A 21,758-nucleotide genomic window follows, 5' to 3' on the forward strand; every position below is an offset into this window, starting at 1 on the left:
CGCCTCAGTACCCGGGCAGGGACCGCGGGCCGAGGTCGTCGCGGGCCGGCGGGGGTGCGAGCCGCACGGAGGCGCCGAGCACCGAGAGGCCGCGCTGGGCGACGACCACGGGCTCCAGGGACACGGTGACCACCTCGGGGTGATCGTCCACGAGGCGCGAGACCCGCTGGAGCAGCTCCTCCAGGGCCGGGGTGTCCACCGGCGCCGAACCGCGCCAGCCGAAGAGGAGCGGGGCGGTCCGGATGGATCTGACCAGGGCACCCGCGTCGCGTTCGGTGACCGGGACGAGGCGGTGCCCGGTGTCGCCGAGCAGCTCGGACGCGGCGCCGGCGAGCCCGAACGAGAGCACTGCTCCGGCCGCCGGGTCGATGACGGCGCGGACGACGGTGTCGACGCCGCGGGGGGCCATCGCCTGCACGACGGGCCGCAGCTCGGCGGGCTTGCCGAAGGCGCGGGTCAATTCCGCGTAGGCCCGGCGCAATTGTTCCTCGTCCGCCAGATCGAGCCGTACGCCGCCGAGGTCGGCGCGGTGGCGCAGGTGCGGGGCCGTGGTCTTGAGGGCCACGGGGTAGCCGAGCGCGCGGGCGGCCGTCACGGCCGCGTCCGGGTCGGGCGCGGGCAGGGCGTCCCGTACGTCGATGCCGTACCGCCCGAGCAGTTCGCGGGCGTCGGCCTGGGCGAGGGTGGCGCCGCGCGGGTCGTCCTGCGCGGCGAGGAGCTCGTCGATCCGCCGGGCGGTACCGCTCTCGTCGATGTCCTCGTACTCGTGGACCTTGCCGGGCTCCTTGGCCTCACGCCGCCACTGGGCGTACTTCACGGCTTGGGCGAGCGCCCGGACGGCCCGCTCGGCGGCCGGGTAGGCGGGGATGCGGTGGGGGTGAGCCGGGCTGGGGGTTGCTTCAGGAGCGGCTTCGGGGGGCGCTTCTCGCGCGGCGCCCGCTCCGGTGGCCGGTGCCGCGGCCTCGCCCGGCCGTGCCGCGGGCTCTCCCTCTGTGGCCGCCGTCGGCGTGGGCGGGCGTTCCGCGGGGCGGGACCGGTGGGCATATCCCTCGCTGCCGGGTGCGGGGGCGGGGGCAGGGGCGTCGGGGCGGGTACGCGTCGCGGCGGCCAGCGCTTCGGCGAGCCCGCCGAGTTCCACGTGGACCACGGCCACGGGCTTCGCCGGGCACCCCGTCGCGGCAGCGTGCAACTCGCCCGCGAGTGTCTCCGGGGACGCCGTGATCCCGTCCTCCCCCACCCAGGGAATCGCCGTCACGATCACCGTGTCGCAGGACTCGTCCGACAACGCCTCGGCAAGCGCCGCACGGAAGTCCGCGGGGGTTGCACCCGTGGTCAGATCCCGCGGAGGCGCCGGCCGGAGCCCGTCGGCGACGCACGCGTCGTACGTGAGAAGCCCGAGCGACTCGGAGTTCCCGAGAATCGCCACCCGCGGCCCGGACGGCAACGGCTGTCCCGCGAGCAGCAGCCCCGCGTCCACCATCTCGGTGACGGTGTCGACCCGGATGACCCCCGCCTGGCGGAGCAGCGCCGACACCGTGGCATGCGGAAGCCGCGTGGCCTGCACCGCGTGCCCCGTGGGCGCGATGCCGCTGTGCCGCGCGCCCTGCACCACGACCAGCGGCTTCGCCGTCGCCGCGCGCCGGGCGAGCCGCGTGAACTTGCGCGGGTTGCCGATGGATTCGAGGTACATCAGGGCGACATCGGTGTCCGGGTCCTCGTACCAGTACTGGAGGACGTCATTGCCGGACACGTCCGCGCGGTTGCCCGCGCTCACGAAGGTCGACAGGCCCGCACCGCGCCGGTGGAGCCCGGAGAGCAGCGCGATGCCGATCGCGCCGGACTGGGTGAAGAGGCCGATCCTGCCGCGCTCGGGAGGGTGGGGGGCCAGGGACGCGTTGAGCCGCACGTCCGGCGAGGTATTGATGACGCCGAAGGCGTTCGGGCCGAGGATGCGCGTGCCGTACGACCGTGCCTGGCGCACCAGTTCGCGCTGCCGCTCCCGCCCTTCGGGACCGCTCTCCGCGTACCCGGCGGAGATCACCACGAGCCCGAGCACCCCGCGCTCACCGCACTCGTCGACGGCCTGCGGGACCCGCTCCGCGGGCACGGTGACCACGGCGAGCTCGACGGTCTCCTCGATGTCGCGCACGGAGCGGTAGGCGGGCACCCCGTCGACCTCGGTGCCTTGCTCGAAGGCGCTGTTCACCGCGTACAGCCGCCCCGTGAAGCCCGCTTCGCGCAGATTCCGCAGGACGCTGCGCCCCACGCCGCCCGGCGTGCGCCCGACGCCGATCACGGCGACCGACTTCGGCGTGAGCAGCCGCTGCACCGACCGCGCCTCCGCCCGCTGCTCACGGGCGCGCTGCACGGCGAGCGAGCGGTCGGTCGGCTCCAGATCGAATTCGAGCCGTACGACGCCGTCCTCGAAGCTGCGCTTCTGCTGGTAGCCCGCATCCGTGAACACCTTGATCATCTTCGTGTTCGCGGGCAGCACCTCGGCGGCGAAGCGGCGGATGCCGCGCTCCCTGGCGACGGCGGCGATGTGTTCGAGGAGGGTGGAGGCGACTCCCCTGCCCTGGTGGGCGTCCTGCACGAGGAAGGCGACCTCGGCCTCGTCGGCGGGCGCGCTGGCGGACATGCCGCGGGAGTCGATGCGGTCGAAGCGCACGGTGGCGATGAACTCGCCGCCCACGGTGGCCGCGAGGCCCACCCGGTCCACCTGGTCGTGATGGGTGAAACGGTGCACGTCCTTGGCGGACAGGCGGGGGTAGGGCGCGAAGAAGCGGTAGTACTTCGACTCGTCCGAGACCTGTTCGTAGAAGCTGACCAGGCGGTCCGCGTCCTCGGCCGTGATGGGCCTGATCCGGGCGGTGCCTCCGTCACGCAGGACGACATCGGCTTCCCAGTGGGAGGGGTATGCGTGCCGGTCCGACGGGGTCTGCATGGGCCCAGGGTACGGGTCGCGGGGGCGCCTTGGCCGGGGCAGGCTAGGAGACGTCGAACAGCGGGACGAGGGCCCGAGGCGCGAGGGCGTACGGTCGACGGTGCACCGGGCCATCGGTCGGCACCGTCCGTGACCACCCCGTACGGATCACCGGCCGGCGGAGCACTCGTGACGGCATGAGACACTGGTCTAGACAAGTGTGAGACACCTGGAAGGGCAGCAACACATGGCTGAGCGCCGCGTCAACGTCGGCTGGGCCGAGGGCCTTCACGCCCGACCCGCCTCCATCTTCGTCCGCGCGGCCACCGCCGCCGGCGTCCCCGTGACGATCGCCAAGGCTGACGGCAACCCCGTGAACGCCGGCTCCATGCTCGCGGTGCTCGGTCTGGGCGCGCAGGGCGGCGAGGAGATCGTGCTCGCCTCTGACGCCGAGGGTGCGGACGCCGCTCTCGACCGTCTGGCGAAGCTGGTCGAGGACGGTCTCGAGGAGCTTCCCGAGACCGTCTGACAAAGACCGCTACGCATACGCCGTAGGGCCTGCCCCCTGAAATGGGGGCGGGCCCTACGACGTTTCCGGCTCTCCTTTTTCTTTCAGCTTCCGAATATCGGCGGCGGCGCCGAATTCGGGCAGCAGAAAAGAACTCCCGCCGAATAACACTTCTTTGTATACGGCGCCTCTGTTAAAGCCGAAGGCCCGCCGTGTTTACGGAATGTTGCGAACCCCTCACACCGGGGATGGCGCGCACGCCGCGCAGCCGGTGGGCGAAGGTCGCACGCTCCGTGTGCTGCGCGGTGAGCGTGCGGGCCCGCTCCGCGTCCCCGCGCGTCACCGCGTCGACGATCGCGGCGTGCTCGGCCCAGGCCTCGGCGGGAGCGGCCGGGGAGTCGACCACGTACATCCAGGCGATCTTGTGCCGGAGCTGGGTGAGCAGCGCCGTGAGGCCCGGGCTGCCGGACGCCTGGGCGAGCGTCTCGTGGAACCAGCCGTCCAGGGAGCGCAGATCCTCGCTCTGGCCGCGCCTCGACCGCTCCTGGCCGAGCCTGACGAGGCCGCGCAGGACCTTCAGGTGGGCCTCCGTGCGGCGCTGGGCGGCTCGGGCCGCACCCAGGGGCTCCAGGAGCGCCCGGATCTCCAGGAGGTCGGCAGCCTCCTGCTCGGTGGGCTCCGCGACGCACGCGCCCGCGTGCCGGCGCGTGACGACGAAGCCCTCCGCCTCAAGGGTGCGCAGGGCCTCGCGCACGGGGACGCGGGAGACTCCATAGCGGCGCGCGAGCAGTTCCTCGGTGAGCCGGCCACCGCGTTCGTAGACACCGGAGACGATGTCGTCCCGGATGGCCGTGCATACCGAGTGCGCGGGAATGCGCATGACTGACCTCCGCCTTAATCCCCGCGAAACGCGGTCGATCGACGCCTGTTCGGCGACTCTATTGCAGAGCGGCCGAATCTCCGAAGGTCGGCCGAAATCCAGGGGCAATTTTGGCCAGCGGCGCTACGGGAACGGCGAAAGCCCCGGCTCTCGACGAGCCGGGGCTTTCGGTGAATCAGGTGCGCTTGCCGCGTCCGCCCTTGATCGCTGGATCTCTGGATCTCTGGATCTCTGGATCAGACGTTGACGCCGTGCGAGCGGAGGTACGAGACAGGGTCGATGTCCGTGCCGTAGTCCGCGCCGGTACGGGCCTCGAAGTGCAGGTGCGGGCCGCTGGAGTTGCCGGTGGAGCCGGAGAGGCCGATCTGCTGGCCCGGAGTGACCGCCTGGCCGACCGTGACACCGAGGGACGACATGTGGCCGTACTGGGTGTACGTGCCGTCGTTCATCTTGATGACCACGTTGTTGCCATAGGCGCCGCCCCAGCCGGCCTCGACGACCGTGCCGGAGCCGACCGCGTGGACCGGGGTGCCGGACGCGGCGTGGAAGTCGACGCCGGTGTGGCTGCCGGAGGACCACATGGCGCCGCCGGTCTGGTAGCCCGTGGAGACGTACGAGCCGGAGATCGGGGAGACGTAGCTGTTGAGGCGCTTGCGCTCGGCCTCGCGAGCGGCACGCTCCTTGGCCTCGCGCTCCTTCTTGGCCTTGGCCTTCGCCTCGGCCTCGGCCTCGGCCTTGCGCTTCGCCTCTTCGGCCTTCTTCTTGGCGGCCTCTTCGGCCTTCTCGGCGGCCGCGGCGGCGTCGGCGGCCTGCTGCTGGGCAGCGGCTTGCGCGTCGATGCTCTCGGCGAGCGAGTCGCCCACGGATATCGCCTGGGTGAGGCCGGTGTGCTCAAGAGCCGCCGCGTCGTCGGCGGCGAGCGCCGGAGCGGCCAGGCCTCCGATGACACCGGTGGTGGTGAGGGCTGCGACGCCCGCCACGTTCGCGGTCGTACGCGTGAGGCGGCTCGGGCGACGGTGCTTCCCGGTGGCACGGGTGAACGCCATGAAGCGGCTGATCCTTTCCTTCCTTCTCGCCTACCGGGTTAGCTGACGGGTTCGGAGCAGGAAGGTCTCCTACGAGTCCCTCACCTGACGGCAAGGTTCCCGATTCACCCCAAGGGGACATGTGGGTCCCCGGCTCCCCTGGCTCGCGCCGTACGGGGACTCGGCGATGACTGTCCGGTGCCGCGGGTGCGGCGTACTGCATGACGAACAGCCGGACCAGACGCTAAGCGGGGCGTCTTTCAAACGACAAACGGATCAGAGCTTTTGTAGCGCACGCCACAGGTCAGACACGTAACCTCCATAGCAATTCGGACATATGAGGACCCCAGTAGCCAATTCTCGCCACTGGGGTCCCGATATGTCCTGACTATCACTCAGGCCGTCACCACGCTCAGGCCATCACCAGCTCAGCCCGTGACAACACTCACTTCGCCGATGCCGAGCGCCTTGACGGGCTCCTCGATCTGCGCGGCGTCACCGACGAGCACCGTCACAAGACGGTCCACGGGGAACGCGCTCACCACAGCGGCGGTGGCCTCCACGGTGCCGGTCGCGGCCAACTGGCGGTACAGCTGGGCCTGGAAGTCGTCCGGCAGGTGCTGCTCGACCTGGTCGGCGAGGGTGGCCGCGACGGATGCCGCCATCTCGTACTTGAGCGGGGCCACTCCCACCAGGTTCTGCACGGCGACATCGCGCTCGGCGTCCGTGAGGCCCTCCGCCGCGAGGGTGCGCAGGACCTTCCACAGGTCGTCGAGGGCCGGACCCGTGGACTCGGTGTCCACGGAGCCGCTGATGGCGAGCATCGCCGCGCCCGTGCCCCCCTCCGGGGAGGAAGGCGCCGCGGAACGCAGCACCTGGGCGAACGACCGTACGCCGTAGGTGTATCCCTTCTCCTCGCGCAGGACGCGGTCCAGGCGTGAGGTGAGGGTGCCGCCCAGGCAGTACGTGCCGAGCACCTGCGCGGGCCAGACGCGGTCGTGCCGGTCCGGTCCCACGCGGCCGATGAGCAGCTGCGTCTGGACGGCTCCGGGGCGGTCCACGATGACGACACGTCCGGTGTCGTCCGCGGTCACCGGGGGCATCGGACGCGGCTCCGCGGTGCCGCCCGTCCAGGCGCCGACGGTGTCGGCGAGGACGGCGTCCAGGTCGACCCCAGTCAGGTCGCCCACGACGACGGCGGTCGCCGTGGCGGGACGCACGTGCTTCTCGTAGAAGGTGCGCACCGCCGCCGAGTCGATGGCGGTGACCGTCTCCTCGGTGCCCTGGCGGGGGCGCGACATGCGTGAGGTCGCCGGGAAGAGCTGCCGGGAGAGCTCCTTGGCGGCACGGCGTCCCGGGTTCGCGGCCTCGTGCGGGATCTCGTCCAGACGGTTGCGTACGAGGCGTTCGATCTCGCTGTCCGCGAAGGCGGGGGCGCGCAGGGCGTCGGAGAGCAGGCCGAGCGCCTTCGGGAGGCGGGAGACCGGGACTTCGAGGGAGACACGTACGCCGGGGTGGTCGGCGTGCGCGTCCATCGTGGCGCCGCAGCGGTCGAGTTCGGCGGCGAAGTCCTCGGCGGAGTGCTTGTCGGTGCCTTCGTTGAAGGCCCTCGCCATGATCGTGGCGACGCCGTCGAGGCCCGCGGGCTCGGCGTCGAGCGGCGCCTCCAGGTGGATCTCCACCGCGACGACCTGCTGGCCGGGACGGTGGCAGCGCAGCACCGTGAGGCCGTTGTCCAGGGTGGCGCGCTCGGGCGCGGGGAAGGCCCACGGCCGTGCGGTGCCCGCCTGGGGCTGCGGGTGGAACTGCATCGTTGCGGCCTCGCTCACTTCGCGGCCTCCTCTTCGTCCTCGTCGGTGGCTTCGGCGGCGGCAGCGCCGTCGATGTCGCTGACGGGCTCGTACACGAGCACCGCGCGGTTGTCGGGGCGCAGGCGGGCCGCAGCGGCCGCCTTGACCTCTTCCGCGGTGACGTCCAGGACGCGCCCGACGGCGGTGAGGGCGAGCTGCGGGTCACCGAACAGGACGGCGTACCGGCAGAGTTCGTCCGCGCGGCCTGCCACCGTGGCGAGCCGGTCGAGCCACTCGCGCTCCAGCTGCGCCTGGGCGCGCTCCATCTCCTCATCGGTGGGGCCCTCTTCCGCGAAGCGGGCGAGCTCCTCGTCGACGGCGGCCTCGATGACGGGGACCTCGACGTCACCGGACGTCTTCACGTCCAGCCAGCCGAGCGAGGGGGCGCCGGCGAGCCGCAGCAGGCCGAACCCGGCCGCCACGGCGGTGCGGTCGCGGCGCACGAGGCGGTTGTAGAGCCGGGAGGACTCGCCGCTGCCGAGGACCGTGAGCGCCAGGTCGGCCGCGTCGCACGCGCGCGTGCCGTCCTCGGGGAGGCGGTAGGCGGCCATCAGGGCGCGGGCGGGAACGTCTTCCTCGACGACCTCGCGCAGCTCCTTGCCGATCGTGTCGGGCAGCGAGCCGTCGCGCGGCGGCTGCTTGCCGTCGTGCGAGGGGATGGACCCGAAGTACTTCTCGACCCAGGCGAGGGTCTGCTCCGGGTCGATGTCGCCGACGACCGACAGGACGGCGTTGTTGGGCGCGTAGTACGTACGGAAGAAGTGCCGCGCGTCCTCCAGCGTCGCCGCGTCCAGGTCGGCCATGGAGCCGATCGGGGTGTGGTGGTAGGGGTGGCCCTCGGGGTACGAGAGGGCGGTCAGCTTCTCGAAGGCCGTCCCGTACGGAACGTTGTCGTAGCGCTGGCGGCGTTCGTTCTTGACGACGTCCCGCTGGTTCTCCATGGACTCGTCGTCGAGCGCGGAGAGCAGCGAGCCCATGCGGTCGGCTTCCAGCCACAGGGCCAGCTCGAGCTGGTGTGCGGGCATGGTCTCGAAATAGTTGGTGCGCTCGAAGCTCGTGGTGCCGTTGAGCGAACCGCCCGCACCCTGCACGAGCTCGAAGTGGCCGTTGCCCGGCACCTGCTTCGAGCCCTGGAACATGAGGTGCTCGAAGAGGTGCGCGAGGCCCGTGCGCCCCTTGACCTCGTGGCGCGAGCCGACGTCGTACCAGAGGCAGACCGCGGCGACCGGGGTCAGGTGGTCCTCGGAGAGCACCACGCGCAGGCCGTTGGCCAGCCGATGCTCGGTCGCTGTCAGGCCGCCGGAGCCGGCCTCGGCTGTGGCCGTGTGACCCATGGGCATGTACGTCCCTTCGATCGCGAAAAGCTGGAAATTCTGCCAGTCCTGACACTGTATGCAAGCGTGCCGACAACCTGTGAAGTTCCCGCTCCGCGCTCGGCGTAGTCGGCCCCGAAGTCCGGGTCGTGGTCGGCGTTGTCAGTGGGACAGTCCACAATGGTCGGCGTCAGAACCCGTTGATGCCCTGGCAGACACCGTGAAGGAGCCGCAGCCGCGATGGCCCGCCGCAGCACGAAGACCCCGCCGCCCGATGAGTCGTTCGAGGAGAAGATCCTTGACATCGACGTCGTCGACGAGATGCAGGGCTCCTTCCTCGAGTACGCGTATTCGGTCATCTACTCGCGCGCCCTGCCGGACGCCCGCGACGGCATGAAGCCGGTGCACCGCCGCATCGTCTACCAAATGAACGAGATGGGCCTGCGCCCCGACCGTGGCTATGTGAAGTGCGCCCGCGTCGTCGGCGAGGTCATGGGTAAGTTGCACCCGCACGGCGACGCCTCGATCTACGACGCCCTGGTGCGCATGGCCCAGCCCTTCTCCATGCGCCTGCCGCTGGTGGACGGCCACGGCAACTTCGGCTCGCTCGGCAACGACGACCCGCCGGCCGCCATGCGGTACACCGAGTGCAAGATGGCCGACGCCACGTCCCTGATGACGGAGTCGATCGACGAGAACACGGTCGACTTCGAGTCGAACTACGACGGCCAGGAGCAGGAGCCCGTCACCCTCCCGGCGGCTTATCCGAACCTCCTGGTCAACGGCGCGTCAGGGATCGCCGTCGGCATGGCGACGAACATGCCGCCGCACAACCTCGGGGAGGTCATCGCCGCCGCCCGCCATCTGATCAAGCACCCCGGCGCCGACCTGGAGACGCTGATGCGTTTCGTGCCGGGCCCCGACCTGCCCACGGGCGGCCGCATCGTCGGCCTGTCCGGGGTCAAGGACGCGTACGAATCAGGACGCGGCACCTTCAAGATCCGCGCGACGGTGGCCGTCGAGAACGTGACCCCCCGCCGCAAGGGCCTGGTCGTGACGGAACTGCCCTTCTCGGTGGGCCCCGAGAAGGTCATCGCGAAGATCAAGGACCTGGTCGGCTCGAAGAAGCTGCAGGGCATCGCCGACGTCAAGGACCTCACGGACCGCTCGCACGGCCTGCGCCTGGTCATCGAGATCAAGAACGGCTTCGTCCCGGAGGCCGTCCTGGAGCAGCTCTACAAACTGACGCCGATGGAGGAGTCCTTCGGCATCAACAACGTGGCCCTGGTGGACGGCCAGCCCCTCACCCTCGGCCTCAAGGAGCTGCTCGAGGTCTATCTCGACCACCGCTTCAATGTCGTGCGCCGACGCAGCGAGTTCCGACGCGGCAAGAAGCAGGCCAGGCTGCACCTGGTCGAGGGGCTTCTGGTCGCCCTCCTGGACATCGACGAGGTCATCCGCGTCATCCGCTCCAGCGACAACTCCGCGCAGGCCAAGGAACGCCTCATGGAGCGCTTCTCGCTGAGCGAGGTCCAGACGCAGTACATCCTCGACACACCGCTGCGCCGCCTCACCAAGTTCGACCGCATCGAGCTGGAGTCCGAGCGCGACAAGCTCAAGGGCGAGATCGACGAGCTGACCCGGATCCTGGAGTCGGACGCCGAGCTGCGCAAGCTGGTCTCCGCCGAACTGGCCGCCGTGGCCAAGAAGTTCGGCACGGACCGGCGCACGGTCCTCCTGGAATCCGCGGGCACTCTGGCCCCCGCGGTGTCGCTGCAGGTGGCGGACGACCCTTGCCGTGTGCTCCTCTCCTCGACGGGCCTCCTCGCCCGTACGGCCAACGGCGAGCCGTTCCCCGAGCGCGACACCAAGCGCGTCAAGCACGACGTGATCGTCTCCGCGGTGCCCGCGACCGCGCGGGGCGAGGTGGGGGCGGTGACCTCCGCGGGGCGGCTGCTGCGCCTCTCCGTGGTGGACCTCCCGCAGCTCCCCGAGACGCATGCGGCGCCGAACCTCTCCGGAGGGGCGCCGATCTCCGAGCTGCTCTCCCTGGAGGCGGACGAGAAGCTGATCTGCCTGATGACCCTGGACGAGTCCTCGCCGGGCCTCGCCCTCGGCACCGCACAGGGCGTGGTCAAGCGCGTCGTCCCGGACTACCCGTCGAACAAGGACGAGCTGGAGGTCATCACCCTCAAGGACGGCGACCGGATCGTCGGCGCGGCCGAGCTGCGCACGGGTGAGGAGGACCTGGTCTTCATCACGGACGACGCCCAGCTTCTCCGGTATCAGGCCTCGCAGGTCCGCCCGCAGGGCCGTCCCGCGGGCGGCATGACGGGCATCAAGCTCGCGGACGGCGTCAAGGTCATCTCCTTCGTGGCGGTGGACCCGGCCGTGGACGCCGTGGTCTTCACGGTGGCGGGCTCACGCGGCACGCTCGACGACTCGGTCCAGACGACGGCCAAGGTGACGCCGTTCGACCAGTACCCCCGCAAGGGCCGCGCCACGGGTGGTGTCCGCGTCCAGCGCTTCCTGAAGGGCGAGGACTGCCTGAGCTTCGCGTGGGCGGGCCCGACGCCGCCGCTCGCGGCCCAGCGCAGTGGCCTGCCGGCGGAGCTGCCGGAGATCGACCCGCGCCGCGACGGCTCGGGGGTCTCCCTGGCTAAGCCGGTGGCGGCGGTGGCCGGCCCGGCGTAGTCAGTCGCCCTGCGGCTCCTGGACGTAGCGAAGTACGCCCCACATGCTGTGCTCATCGGCACCGGCGTGCGGGGCGTACACGCGCGCGGCCTCCAGCTCCTTCTCCAAGGCGGGTACGTCGATGCCGGACCCGATGAGGACGAGCTGGGTCAGCCGAGGCTCCCCCGCGGCCCACGGCTCCGGGTAGAACCGCAGGAACCGCCCCACGGCGTGCACGGCGTACTTGTTGCGCGGGTCGGCGGCGCCGAAATCGACGTACCCCTTGATGCGGTAGAGCCCTTCGGGCCGACTGTCGAGGAGGGCCATGAACGGGCGGGGGTCCATGGGCACTTCGGAGGAGAAGGAAAGACTCTGGTAGGCGGAGTGCAGATGGTCGTGGTGCCCGTCTTCAGACTCATGGGGATGCAGGTCGTCGAAGGACAGCTGCCCTACGCGCTCCCCCACGGGCTTCCGCTCGAGGAGCAGCTCCACGTCCACCCGCCCGTACGAGGCGGCGACCACGGCCGCGCGATCGGTGAAGCCCCGGACGACGCCGAGGATCCGCTCGCGCTCCTCTTCGGGGACACGGTCGGTCTTGTTGACGACGACCAGATCGGCGATCCCGAGATGCCGGTCGACTTCCGGGTGCCGCTGTCGGGTCGCGTCGAACTCGGCGGCATCGACGACCTCGACGAGCCCGCCGTACACGATGTGCGGATTCTCGCTGGCGAGCACCATTTTCACGAGCTCCTGCGGCTCGGCGAGCCCGCTGGCCTCGATGACGATGACGTCGATGCGGGCGGAGGGCTGAGCGAGCTTCTCCAGGTACACGTCGAGCTCACTGGCGTCCACGGCACAGCAGAGACAGCCGTTGCCGAGCGAGACGGTGGAGTCACCGAGCTGCCCGGCTACGGCCATGGCATCGATCTCGATGGACCCGAAGTCATTGACGATCGCCCCGATACGGCTGCCACCGCTGCGGTGCAGCAGGTGATTGAGCAGGGTCGTCTTGCCGGAACCGAGGAAGCCGGTGAGGACGATGACGGGGATCTGCTGCTTGCTCACGTGCGACCTCTCCGGATCCCGTACGACGAATGAAGACGGCCTCAGGATATGTGCGCGTAGAAGGGCCGCGAAGTGAACGATTGTTAGCGGCGCAGGCGGGGCACACATTGGGCACGGCGCCGGGACATGCGACCACCGATGCCTTCCGTGCGCCTCCTCTCCGCCTCCCCGCCGATCAGAGCCGCTCGGCACCCTGGGAGACGGCAAGCGCGCCGCCCATCGCTCGCCGGTCCTCACCCTGTCGACCCGCACCCGACGACCGGCGGACGGTCGCCGATTCGGGGGTTGACATGGCCACACAGAAATCTGGGATTCGGGGGTTGGGGTCCGCCGCTACCGCGGGCCTTGCTTTCGCCGTCGGGGCCTTGACGGTCCTGGCCGCTCAGCAATACAAGCACGGAGCGCTGCGGCTGCGATTCGCGTGCGCGGAACAGACCCAGCACGAGCACAACACCACTTTGATCGCGCAACAGCGACTGCAGTTCGACATGCTCAGCAAGGCGATGGACGATCCTGACCTGGCGGCCGTCCTGGACACCTTCGACGTGACTCTCGATACCCGGACCCTCCGTCAGTACCTGTTCGCCAACGCCGTGTACACCAACGCACTGCTGTTCTGGCGCATCGGCAACTTCACCTGGGAAGAGGTGCACGGACACCTGCGCCTGATCTGCCAGAACCCCGTCTTCCGCAGCTACTGGAAGGCCACGCGGCCGCACCGAGCCAGCCTGCTGGACGCCTCGGACGAGGCTCGCCTGGGCCGAATGGTTGACAAGCTCATCCGAGATCTGGAGGAAGCGGATACGGACGAGTGGTGGGTGATCGGCGAACCCACATGCGAATAGGGGCAGTTGAGGCCCCATGGGACAGTACACGCCAGGTTGACTCAGCTTGTCTCAGCCATCACCAGTCCCTAGGGTAAGCGCGCGCGTTATACCCCAGGCGCTGCGCCCCAAACCTTTTGTGACGTTAGGTCGGCGCACTCAAGCCACTCCAGACTGGAAAACCGTTGAAGATCGTGCGCCGCATCGGCGCTTCCCCCCAGCAGCGGGGAAGCGCCTCAGGACAGTCCTGCCCGGATGTCTTCGAACTCAGCGATGGGAACTTCGCTGTGATCGGGACAGAGGCAACAGCGGCGCTGGAGAAAGAACTTCCCCCCGACGCCTCGCGGGCGGACTACGAACGCATCGTGATCGTGAGCCGCGAGACGCTCGTTCGTGCCAAGGGCGACATCCCCGACGTCTAGCGCCAGTTGAAGGAGCCAGATATTCCGGATCGCTTCGCCCGGCCGAGGTGTGAACCAACCACGGCGAACCATCGAGGAGGGTGCCCTCGCCCAGGTCGTGAGCGAAGGCACCCGGGCGCCAAGGCGGACAAGCAGGACTCGTCCGCACGCTCGTCATGCGCTCAGCCGAGAACCGGCACCGGAACCGGCGCCCCCACCCCCACATACCGCGCCGCCGGCCGGATGATCTTCGAGTCCTCCGCCTGTTCCAGGATGTTGGCCCCCCAGCCCACGACCCTCGCCGCAGCGAAGGTAGGCGTGAACATCTCGCGGGGCAGGCCGCACAGTTCCATGACGACGCCCGCGTAGAACTCCACGTTGGTGTGCAGTTCGCGCCCCGGCTTGAGTTCGGCGAGGATCGCCTCGACCTGGCGCTCGACCTCGACCGCGAACTCCACCATCCCGCCGCCGAACTGCCGCGCGATGCCCCGCAGCATGCGCGAACGCGGGTCCTCCGTGCGGTAGACGGGGTGGCCGAAGCCCATGATCCGGTCCCCCGCGAGCACCCGCTCGCGGATCCAGCCGTCGATGCGGTCGGGGGTGCCAATGGCATCCAGGGTGTCGAGCGCGCGACTCGGCGCCCCGCCGTGCAGCGGGCCCGAGAGGGCACCCACCGCACCCACGAGACAGGCCGCGACATCCGCGCCCGTCGAGGCGATCACCCTTGCCGTGAACGTCGACGCGTTGAAACCGTGATCAATGGTTGAGATCAAGTACTGCTCGATCGCCCTCGCCCGCTCCGGATCCGGTTCCGAACCCGTCAGCATGTAGAGGTAGTTGGCCGCGTACGAGAGGTCGTCGCGCGGCTCGACGGGGTCGAGTCCCTGCCCGAGCCGATACAGCGCCGTGAGCAGGGTCGGCACGACAGCGGACGCGGCGAGCGCCTCGGCACGGCGCCGGTCGGCGTCGATGTCGTACACCGGGCGGAAACCCTTCGCCGCGCCGAAGAGCGACAGCGCCGTACGCAGCCCGGAGAGCGGCCCCGAGAGGGTGCTGGCTCCGGCTATGGCGGGCAGGGCTGCGCGCACCTCCTCCGGCAGCCGGCGAAGGCCCGCGGTCTGCTCGGCGAAAGCGGCCCGCTGTCCCGCGTCCGGCAACTCGCCGTGGAACATCAGGTGCCAGACGTCCTCGAACCCGCGGGTCTGCGCGAGCTCGACGGCCGAGTACTGGCGGTAGTGGTAAAAGCCCTCGTGTCCCCTGACGTCCCCGAGCCGGGTCTCGGTCACGACGACGCCCGCGAGCCCGCGGGGAACCTCCACGGGGCCGGTGGGGGTGGTGGAGCCATTGATCGGCATGTTCTTCCTCGACTTCCTCCCTGGACTTGATTCGACTGTCCATGCTTGACTGAATTCCTGTCAATATTGATTCACTCAATGTATGCCTCAATGGATACCGATACGGTGACGCCCATGACGGATCAAGAGGCCACCCCGGCCGAAGCCCGACGCCTGAGCACCCGGGAAGCCGCCGAACTGCTCGGCGTGAAGCCCGAGACGGTGTACGCCTACGTGAGCCGGGGCCAGCTCAACAGCCGCCGCGGCCCCGGCTCCCGAGGCAGCACCTTCGACGCCAAGGAGGTCGAGTCGCTCGCCCGCAGGAACCGCCGTGAACCCGCCGCCACCTCCGCGAGCAGCGAACTCTCCGTCCGCACCCGCATCACACTCATCGACAGGGACCGCTACTACTACCGCGGTGTCGACGCGACGGAACTGTCCCTGGCGCACTCCTACGAAGAGGTCGCCGAGTGGCTGTGGACCGGCGTCATGCGCTCCGGAATCCGCTTCACCGCCCCCGAGGAGACCATCGGCGCCGCACGCCGCGCCGTCGACGCGCTCCCTGAGCACAGCGGCCCGACCGACCGCCTGCGCGTGGCCGCCATCTCGGCCGGGGCAGCCGACCCCCTCCGCTTCGACCTCTCCGAAGAAGCCGTCATCGGTACCGCGCGCACCCTGATCCCCACCCTCGTCACGGCGCTGCCCCCGGTCAGCCGCGCCCACCGGGACGACGGCCCCCTGGCCCGCCGGCTGTGGGCCCGGCTGAGCGGCCGACAGCCCCACGAGGCCTCGCTGCGCGCCCTCGACACCGCGCTCGCGCTGCTCGTCGACCACGACCTCGCTGCCTCGACGCTCGCCGTCCGCGTCGCCGCCTCAGCCCGCGCCCACCCGTACGCCGCGGTGTCGGCAGGCCTCGGGGTCCTGGAGGGCCCTCTGCACGGCGCGGCGAGCGGCCTGGCGCACCGCATGCTCCTGGACGTACTCGACCGGGGCAGCGCGGCCCCCGTCGTGGCCGACGAGCTCCGCGCGGGCCGCCGCATCCCAGGCCTCGGCCACCGGCTCTACCCCGGCGACGACCCGCGCGCAAAGGCCCTGTTCGCGCTCCTGGAGACCATCCCCGAGGCAGGGCCTGCCCTCGCGGCGGCCCGTGACGTGGTGGCGACCACGGCCCGCCACACGGACCTGCACGCCAATGTCGACCTGGCACTCGCCGTCCTGACCGCCTCCTCCGGGATGCCCGCGGAGGCAGGCGAGACGATCTTCGCCGTGGCGCGCACGGCCGGCTGGATCGCGCACGCCTTGGAGGAGTACGAGGAACGTCCGCTGCGCATGCGCCCCAGCGGGCAGTACGTCGGACTGCGTCCGCCCCAGGCCATGCCCGCGCCCGACGGGGGATGAATCAGCGCAGACCCGGCGCAGGTTAGGCTCGCCTCTGTGAGTACGTGCGCCTCCGCTTCGCGGGATCTGGACGAGCCTCTCGCGGGGACCGCGGCCACCGCCAGGACCTGGCTGCTCCTCGAACAGCCGGGCCCGTGGGGCGCCAAAGCGCTCACGTCGAGCCACCTGGATCCCGAGGTCGGCCGCGCTCTTGAGGCCGCCGCGGAGGGAACCGGCGTACGGGTCGCGCTCATCCGCCGCCCCGGCCGCCACGCCGACAGCCACCCCTCGGCACGCAGGCGCGTGTACGTGGCCCACACCACGCCCGGCAACACCTGGCTGCGTGGCCACGTCACGGACCGGCCAAAGGAGCTGCTCGGCCTCGACTTCACCGCTCTCGGCGCGGGCGACCACGGCGGATTCGGCGCCCCGCACACGGGCTCCCCGCTCGCCCTGGTCTGCACGAACGGCAAGCGTGACCGCTGCTGCGCGCTCCTGGGCAGGCCGCTCGCCGCCGAGCTCGCCACGTCGGGTGAACAGGGCGTCTGGGAAGTCACTCATCTGGGTGGTCACCGCTTCTCCCCCACCCTGCTGGTCCTGCCCTACGGCTACGCGTACGGCCGCTCCGACCAGACCGCCGTCAAGGAGATCCTCGAAGGGGTGCGTAGGGGCCGCGTCGTCACCGAGGGCTGCCGGGGCAGTTCCGCCTGGGAACGCCCCGGGCAGGCCGCCGAACTGGCGGTGCGCGCCGCGACGGGCGAGGTAGCCGCGGGCGCCTTGAGCGTCGTCCACACGAGCGGTACGGGCCCACACACGGACGGCAGGGCCTCGCGCTGGGACGTGACGGTGGCCCACACCGACGGACGGCGCTGGCGCGTGGCGGTCACCCAGGGGGCCTCTCAGCCGCCACGGGCGGAGAGCTGCGGCGCGGCGCCGGTGGCCCCGGCGCGCATGGATGTCGTGGCGGTGCGGCCGATCACGTACGGAGCCGCGCAGGAGATCCCCGCCACAGTGGCTTCGGAGTAGCCCTCCGCTCGCCGTACCGTTCGTACACATGAGCCCGACCACCCCTGTCCGTCGACTCCGCCTCGGCCTGCCGCGGCGGGTCTTCTCGCAGGTGCTGCTGATGCAGCTGGCCATCGCCGCCGGGGTCACCGTGCTCGCGACCGGGCTCTTCCTCGCGCCGCTCAGCGACCAGCTTGACGACCAGGCGATGCGCCGCGCCCTCGCCATCGCCCAGACCACGGCCGTCCAGCCACAGACCGCCGAGGACCTGCTCTCCTCGAAGCCGACCGTCGACGGGCCCGTGCAGACGGAAGCGGAACGGATCCGGCGTGCCAGCGGCGCCGAGTACGTCGTCATCATGAACAAGGCCGGTGTGCGCTGGTCCCACACCGACCACGACGAGATCGGCCGGGTCGTCTCCACCGACCCCAGCGAGGCACTTGCCGGGGACGAGGTCATGGAGATCGACGACGGCACCCTGGGCCGCTCGGCCCGCGGCAAGGTGCCGCTACGGGACAGCGGCGGGGACATCGTGGGCGCCGTCTCCGTAGGCATCGAGTACGACAGCGTCCGCGCCCGGCTGATCCACGCGATTCCCGGGCTTTTCGCTTATGCGGGCGGAGCGCTCGCCGTCGGCGCCCTGGCCGCCTATCTGATCTCACGCAGAGTGCAGCGACAGACCCGTGACCTGGCCTTCTCCGATATCTCGGCGCTTCTCGCGGAGCGCGAGGCCATGCTGCACAGCATCCGCGAAGGCGTGGTGGCCCTGGACCGCGCCGGCCGCGTCCGCCTTCTCAACGACGAGGCCCAGCGTCTCCTCGGCCTCGGCGCGGAAGCCATCGGGCAACCGCTCGACACCGCGCTCGGCCCGGGACGTACGACCGACGTGCTCGCCGGGCGGGTCACCGGCACCGACCTCCTGACCGTCCGCGGCCAGCGCGTCCTGGTCGCCAACCGCATGCCCACGGACGACGGTGGCGCCGTCGCCACCCTGCGCGACCGCACCGAGCTGGAGCAGCTGGGCCGCGAACTGGACTCCACGCGCGGCCTCATCGACGCACTCCGGGCCCAGGACCACGAACACGCCAACCGCATGCACACCCTGCTCGGCCTCCTGGAGCTCGAGATGTACGAGGAGGCGGCGGAGTTCGTCGGCGAGGTGGCGGGCGCGCACCGGGTCACCGCCGAACAGATCACGGAGAAGATCGGCGATCCGCTGCTCGCCGCGCTCCTGGTGGGCAAGGCCACCGTCGCCGCGGAACGCGGGGTCGTCCTCGCCGTCCCACGGGAGACCGCGCTTCCCGACCGGCTGATCGATCCCGGCGGCCTGGTCACCATCGTCGGCAATCTGGTCGACAACGCGCTCGACGCCGCGGCGGGCACCCTCCACGCGCGCGTGGAGGTCGATGTGCGCACCGAGGGACGCGCCGTCGTCCTTCGGGTGAGCGACACGGGCCCTGGCGTACCGCCCGAACAACGCGAGACGATCTTCACGGAGGGCTGGACCACCAAGGAGCCTCCGGCGCACGGCAAGCGCGGCATCGGGCTCGCCCTGGTCCGCAGGCTCGCCGAGCGGCAGGGCGGCAGCGCACGCGCCGACGCCTCCCCCGAAGGGGGCGCCGAGTTCACCGTCGTCCTGCCCGAAGCCCTCGCACAGTCCGACCTGGCCCCCACGTCCGGGCCGCCCCTCACGGAGGAGACACGATGATCGAGGTGCTTGTCGTGGACGACGACGTGCGGGTCGCGGACGTCAACGCCGCCTACGTGGCGAAGGTCCCCGGCTTCCGGGTGGCCGCGAAGGCCCACAGCGCGGCCGAGGCGCTGCGGCTCATCGAGGAACTCCCCGTCGACCTGGTGCTTTTGGACCACTACCTGCCGGACGAGACGGGTCTGGCGGTGGTCCGTACGCTGCGCGAGCGCGGCCATCAGACCGACGTGATCATGGTGACGGCCGCGCGTGACGTCGCCACCGTGCAGGCCGCGATGCGCCACGGGGCCCTGCAGTACCTGGTCAAGCCGTTCTCGTACGCGGGACTTCGTGCCAAGCTCGACGCGTACGCGACCTTGCGCCGCACGCTGGACGGCGGGGGCGAGGCCGAACAGGCGGAGGTCGACCGCATCTTCGGCGCCCTCTCGGCGACTCCGGCGCCGGAACTGCCCAAAGGGCACTCCCCCACCACTGCCGAGCTGGTCCGCAGGGCACTGATGGGCGCTGAAGGCCCTCTCTCGGCCCAGGAACTGGCCGACCGCACCCGGCTGAGCCGCCAGACGGCCCAGCGCTACTTGAAGCTCCTGGAGCGCTCGGGTCGCGTCCGGCTCAGCCTCAAGTACGGCGACACGGGCCGCCCGGAGCACCGCTACGAATGGGCGTCCAGCGTCTCCTAGCCGCCCGTGCACAGCAGTTACGCGGCTCCCGCCCCGGTGAGCGACCGCACTTCGGTCTCCGCGTGCTTGGCCTCGTCCGCGGGCTCCGGCGAGGTGACAGTGCCCAGCCATCCGGCGAGGAAGCCGAGCGGGATGGAGACGAGCCCCGGGTTCTCCAGCGGAAAGTACTGGAAGTCCACTCCCGGGAAGAGGGAACTCGGCCCTCCGGAGACCACGGGTGACAGCACGACGAGCACCAGGGAGGGCACCAGGCCGCCGTAGACCGACCAGACCGCTCCCCGCGTGGTGAAGTTGCGCCAGAACAGCGAGAAGAGCAGTACGGGCAGATTCGCGGACGCGGCGACCGCGAAGGCCAGGCCCACCAGGAACGCCACGTTGAGATCTCGGGCGAGCAGCCCCAAGCCGATCGCGACCACCCCGATCCCGGCGGCGGCGAGGCGCGCAACCGCCACCTCACTGCGCGGCTTCGCGTGCTTGCGCCGCAGCGACGCGTACAGGTCGTGGGCCACCGATGCCGAAGAGGCGAGCGTGATACCGGCGACGACGGCCAGGATCGTGGCGAAGGCGATCGCGGCGACGATCGCGAACAGAACCGTTCCTCCTGTGGAGTCCGCGCCGCCCCCCAGATCGAGTGCGAGCAGCGGAACTGCCGTGTTCCCCGCGGCGTTCGACCCCCGCACGGCATCGGAGCCCACGATCGCGGCGGCGCCGAACCCGAGCACGATCGTCATCAGGTAGAAGCTGCCGATGAGGCCGATGGACCAGACGACGGAGCGGCGGGCCGCTCGCGCGGTCGGCACCGTGTAGAAGCGGGAAAGGATGTGCGGCAGGCCGGCCGTGCCGAGGACCAGCGCGAGGCCGAGGCTGATGAAGTCCAGGCGCGAGGTCCAGTCGCCGCCGTACTTGAGGCCGGGCGCGAGGAACTGGCTGCCGTGACCGCTGCGGTCTGCCGCGGTCCGCAGCAACTGGTCGAAGTCGCCGTGGAAACGCACCAGCACGAGCACGGTGAGCGTGATCGCCCCGCACATCAGCAGGACGGCCTTGACGATCTGGATCCAGGTGGTGGCGCGCATCCCTCCCAACGACACATAGATGACCATGAGCGCGCCGACGCCGATCACCGTCCAGGCCTGCGCCGCCCCGCTCGTCCCACCGAGCAGCAGCGCGACCAGTGAGCCCGCCCCTACCATCTGCGCCACCAGGTAGAGAACGGACACGGTCACCGAGGAAGTTCCCGCCGCGATGCGTACGGGTCGCTCCCTCATCCGTGCGGCGACGACATCGGCGAGCGTGAACCGGCCGCAGTTGCGCACCAGTTCGGCCACCAGGAACAGCACGACCAGCCAGGCGACGAGGAAGCCCACCGAGTAGAGCAGCCCGTCGTACCCGAAGAGGGCGATCAGTCCGGAGATGCCGAGGAAGGAGGCGGCCGACATGTAGTCGCCCGCGATGGCGAATCCATTCTCCATGGGCGAGAAAAGCCGTCCGCCCGCGTAGAACTCCTCCGCCGAACCGTGCCGGTTGCGGCTCACCCACGTCGTGATGGCGAGCGTGACGGCCACGAACACGCCGAACAGGAGCAGGGCGAGCGTCTGGTGGTCCCCGGTCATCGCTCGCTCCCCCGGGCCAGTTCCTGCTCGCGCTTCTGCTCGAACACGGCCCAGCGCAGATCGAGCGCCGCATGGTCCCTCCGCAGCCGGGCGTGGCGGGCGTACGCCCAGGTCAGGAGGAAGGTGGTGAGGAACTGGCCGAGGCCGGCGAGCATCGCGACGTTCACGGATCCGGCGACGGGCCGCGCCATCAGCCCCGGTGCCGTCGTGGCCGTCACGACGTACGCGACGTACCAGGTGAAGAAGAGGGCCACTGCGGGAAAGGCGAACCGCCGATACCGGCCGCGCACCTCCTGGAAGGCAGCGCTGCGCTGGACCTCCAGGTAGATGTCGGCCGCGCTCGCGGTCCGCTCCGGCGCGGCTCGGGGCGGCGCCACGGTCGCCGGCGCGCCCGTGCCGTCCAACTCACCCCAGCCGGACGCAAGCGCGTCGTACCAAGGATCCCTCGGATCGCCGGTCCGCACCTGCCCCGCGTCGCGCCCGTCGTGCTTCTCCACCGAACTCTCCTTGTCCGCAGCCTTGTTCGGCCGCGTGCCCAAGGATGGACAGAACGGGAAGATCCCTGACTCTTCTCTCCCTGCTCTT

The 21,758-nt window shown here is 70.7% G+C and carries 17 protein-coding genes and 1 riboswitch; of the genes, 8 read left to right on the plus strand and 9 right to left on the minus strand.

All coding sequences use genetic code 11. The annotated features are described in order from the left end of the window. Positions 1 to 4: 4 nt before the first annotated feature. Complete coding sequence (locus tag AB0I94_RS15495) at positions 5 to 2,944, minus strand: GNAT family N-acetyltransferase (RefSeq protein ID WP_363310074.1); 2,940 nt, start codon at positions 2,942 to 2,944, stop codon at positions 5 to 7. Between the two features lie 226 nt (positions 2,945 to 3,170). Here AB0I94_RS15495 and AB0I94_RS15500 point away from each other — a divergent pair, with 226 nt between their 5' ends. After that, the gene (locus tag AB0I94_RS15500; protein WP_363310075.1) at positions 3,171 to 3,452 is read left to right on the plus strand and encodes an HPr family phosphocarrier protein; all 282 of its coding nucleotides are present in this window, start codon (positions 3,171 to 3,173) and stop codon (positions 3,450 to 3,452) included. 172 nt (positions 3,453 to 3,624) lie between these two features. Here AB0I94_RS15500 and AB0I94_RS15505 read toward each other — a convergent pair whose 3' ends face one another. The 4 genes from AB0I94_RS15505 to AB0I94_RS15520 all read right to left on the minus strand — a co-directional run bounded on the left by AB0I94_RS15505 (position 3,625) and on the right by AB0I94_RS15520 (position 8,526). Continuing rightward, the gene (locus AB0I94_RS15505; RefSeq protein ID WP_363310076.1) at positions 3,625 to 4,311 is read right to left on the minus strand and encodes a GntR family transcriptional regulator; all 687 of its coding nucleotides are present in this window, start codon (positions 4,309 to 4,311) and stop codon (positions 3,625 to 3,627) included. A gap of 236 nt (positions 4,312 to 4,547) precedes the next feature. After that, positions 4,548 to 5,357, minus strand: coding sequence for a M23 family metallopeptidase (locus AB0I94_RS15510; protein ID WP_363310077.1), 810 nt, complete (start codon positions 5,355 to 5,357; stop codon positions 4,548 to 4,550). Between the two features lie 12 nt (positions 5,358 to 5,369). Then, a riboswitch (cyclic di-AMP (ydaO/yuaA leader) is annotated at positions 5,370 to 5,533 on the minus strand. 231 nt (positions 5,534 to 5,764) lie between these two features. After that, the gene (locus AB0I94_RS15515) at positions 5,765 to 7,165 is read right to left on the minus strand and encodes a pitrilysin family protein (RefSeq protein WP_363310078.1); all 1,401 of its coding nucleotides are present in this window, start codon (positions 7,163 to 7,165) and stop codon (positions 5,765 to 5,767) included. Continuing rightward, positions 7,162 to 8,526, minus strand: coding sequence for a pitrilysin family protein (locus AB0I94_RS15520; protein ID WP_363310079.1), 1,365 nt, complete (start codon positions 8,524 to 8,526; stop codon positions 7,162 to 7,164). The genes AB0I94_RS15515 and AB0I94_RS15520 overlap by 4 nt, the downstream gene beginning before the upstream one ends. 213 nt (positions 8,527 to 8,739) lie before the next feature. Between AB0I94_RS15520 and AB0I94_RS15525 the strand changes: the two genes are divergently transcribed. Beyond that, a complete protein-coding gene (locus AB0I94_RS15525) occupies positions 8,740 to 11,193 on the plus strand; it encodes a DNA topoisomerase IV subunit A (protein ID WP_363310080.1) in 2,454 nt (817 codons plus the stop codon). Here the strand turns inward: AB0I94_RS15525 and AB0I94_RS15530 are convergent, their stop codons facing one another. Next, the gene (locus AB0I94_RS15530; RefSeq protein ID WP_363310081.1) at positions 11,194 to 12,237 is read right to left on the minus strand and encodes a GTP-binding protein; all 1,044 of its coding nucleotides are present in this window, start codon (positions 12,235 to 12,237) and stop codon (positions 11,194 to 11,196) included. Between the two features lie 290 nt (positions 12,238 to 12,527). Here AB0I94_RS15530 and AB0I94_RS15535 point away from each other — a divergent pair, with 290 nt between their 5' ends. Together AB0I94_RS15535 and AB0I94_RS15540 are read left to right on the plus strand one after the other, a co-directional pair. Next, positions 12,528 to 13,082, plus strand: a complete 555-nt coding sequence (locus tag AB0I94_RS15535) for a DUF6082 family protein (RefSeq protein ID WP_363310082.1) — start codon at positions 12,528 to 12,530, stop codon at positions 13,080 to 13,082. Positions 13,083 to 13,246: 164 nt separating this feature from the next. Next, the gene (locus AB0I94_RS15540) at positions 13,247 to 13,483 is read left to right on the plus strand and encodes a hypothetical protein (RefSeq protein ID WP_190085148.1); all 237 of its coding nucleotides are present in this window, start codon (positions 13,247 to 13,249) and stop codon (positions 13,481 to 13,483) included. Positions 13,484 to 13,644: 161 nt separating this feature from the next. Here the strand turns inward: AB0I94_RS15540 and AB0I94_RS15545 are convergent, their stop codons facing one another. Continuing rightward, positions 13,645 to 14,817, minus strand: coding sequence for a citrate synthase/methylcitrate synthase (locus tag AB0I94_RS15545; protein ID WP_363310083.1), 1,173 nt, complete (start codon positions 14,815 to 14,817; stop codon positions 13,645 to 13,647). A 114-nt stretch (positions 14,818 to 14,931) separates the two neighbouring features. Between AB0I94_RS15545 and AB0I94_RS15550 the strand changes: the two genes are divergently transcribed. From AB0I94_RS15550 to AB0I94_RS15565, 4 genes are read left to right on the plus strand one after another with little or no spacing between them, the layout of a single operon-like run. Beyond that, on the plus strand, positions 14,932 to 16,194 hold the full coding sequence (locus tag AB0I94_RS15550; protein WP_363310084.1) for a citrate synthase family protein: 1,263 nt from the start codon (positions 14,932 to 14,934) through the stop codon (positions 16,192 to 16,194). 36 nt (positions 16,195 to 16,230) lie between these two features. Then, the gene (locus AB0I94_RS15555; protein WP_363310085.1) at positions 16,231 to 17,199 is read left to right on the plus strand and encodes a sucrase ferredoxin; all 969 of its coding nucleotides are present in this window, start codon (positions 16,231 to 16,233) and stop codon (positions 17,197 to 17,199) included. Between the two features lie 28 nt (positions 17,200 to 17,227). Next, on the plus strand, positions 17,228 to 18,886 hold the full coding sequence (locus tag AB0I94_RS15560) for a sensor histidine kinase (RefSeq protein ID WP_363310086.1): 1,659 nt from the start codon (positions 17,228 to 17,230) through the stop codon (positions 18,884 to 18,886). Continuing rightward, positions 18,883 to 19,563, plus strand: a complete 681-nt coding sequence (locus AB0I94_RS15565; RefSeq protein ID WP_363310087.1) for a response regulator — start codon at positions 18,883 to 18,885, stop codon at positions 19,561 to 19,563. The genes AB0I94_RS15560 and AB0I94_RS15565 overlap by 4 nt, the downstream gene beginning before the upstream one ends. Positions 19,564 to 19,580: 17 nt before the next feature. Here the strand turns inward: AB0I94_RS15565 and AB0I94_RS15570 are convergent, their stop codons facing one another. Together AB0I94_RS15570 and AB0I94_RS15575 are read right to left on the minus strand one after the other, a co-directional pair. Further along, positions 19,581 to 21,173, minus strand: coding sequence for a cation acetate symporter (locus tag AB0I94_RS15570; protein WP_363310088.1), 1,593 nt, complete (start codon positions 21,171 to 21,173; stop codon positions 19,581 to 19,583). Then, positions 21,170 to 21,670 (minus strand): DUF485 domain-containing protein, encoded by a 501-nt coding sequence (locus AB0I94_RS15575; protein ID WP_363310089.1) that lies wholly within the window; start codon positions 21,668 to 21,670, stop codon positions 21,170 to 21,172. The genes AB0I94_RS15570 and AB0I94_RS15575 overlap by 4 nt, the downstream gene beginning before the upstream one ends. Between the last annotated feature and the right edge of the window lie 88 nt (positions 21,671 to 21,758).

This window comes from Streptomyces sp. NPDC050147 (assembly GCF_040660195.1).
Lineage (GTDB): Bacteria > Actinomycetota > Actinomycetes > Streptomycetales > Streptomycetaceae > Streptomyces.

Bases quoted from the DNA above. Each gene is read 5' to 3' on its own strand.
- AB0I94_RS15535 (WP_363310082.1), top strand. From the start codon at position 12,528: ATGGCCACACAGAAATCTGGGATTCGGGGGTTGGGGTCCGCCGCTACC.
- AB0I94_RS15495 (WP_363310074.1), bottom strand. From the start codon at position 2,944: ATGCAGACCCCGTCGGACCGGCACGCATACCCCTCCCACTGGGAAGCC.
- AB0I94_RS15560 (WP_363310086.1), top strand. From the start codon at position 17,228: ATGAGCCCGACCACCCCTGTCCGTCGACTCCGCCTCGGCCTGCCGCGG.
- AB0I94_RS15500 (WP_363310075.1), top strand. From the start codon at position 3,171: ATGGCTGAGCGCCGCGTCAACGTCGGCTGGGCCGAGGGCCTTCACGCC.
- AB0I94_RS15570 (WP_363310088.1), bottom strand. From the start codon at position 21,173: ATGACCGGGGACCACCAGACGCTCGCCCTGCTCCTGTTCGGCGTGTTC.
- AB0I94_RS15550 (WP_363310084.1), top strand. From the start codon at position 14,932: ATGACGGATCAAGAGGCCACCCCGGCCGAAGCCCGACGCCTGAGCACC.
- AB0I94_RS15545 (WP_363310083.1), bottom strand. From the start codon at position 14,817: ATGCCGATCAATGGCTCCACCACCCCCACCGGCCCCGTGGAGGTTCCC.
- AB0I94_RS15525 (WP_363310080.1), top strand. From the start codon at position 8,740: ATGGCCCGCCGCAGCACGAAGACCCCGCCGCCCGATGAGTCGTTCGAG.
- AB0I94_RS15565 (WP_363310087.1), top strand. From the start codon at position 18,883: ATGATCGAGGTGCTTGTCGTGGACGACGACGTGCGGGTCGCGGACGTC.
- AB0I94_RS15510 (WP_363310077.1), bottom strand. From the start codon at position 5,357: ATGGCGTTCACCCGTGCCACCGGGAAGCACCGTCGCCCGAGCCGCCTC.
- AB0I94_RS15505 (WP_363310076.1), bottom strand. From the start codon at position 4,311: ATGCGCATTCCCGCGCACTCGGTATGCACGGCCATCCGGGACGACATC.
- AB0I94_RS15520 (WP_363310079.1), bottom strand. From the start codon at position 8,526: ATGCCCATGGGTCACACGGCCACAGCCGAGGCCGGCTCCGGCGGCCTG.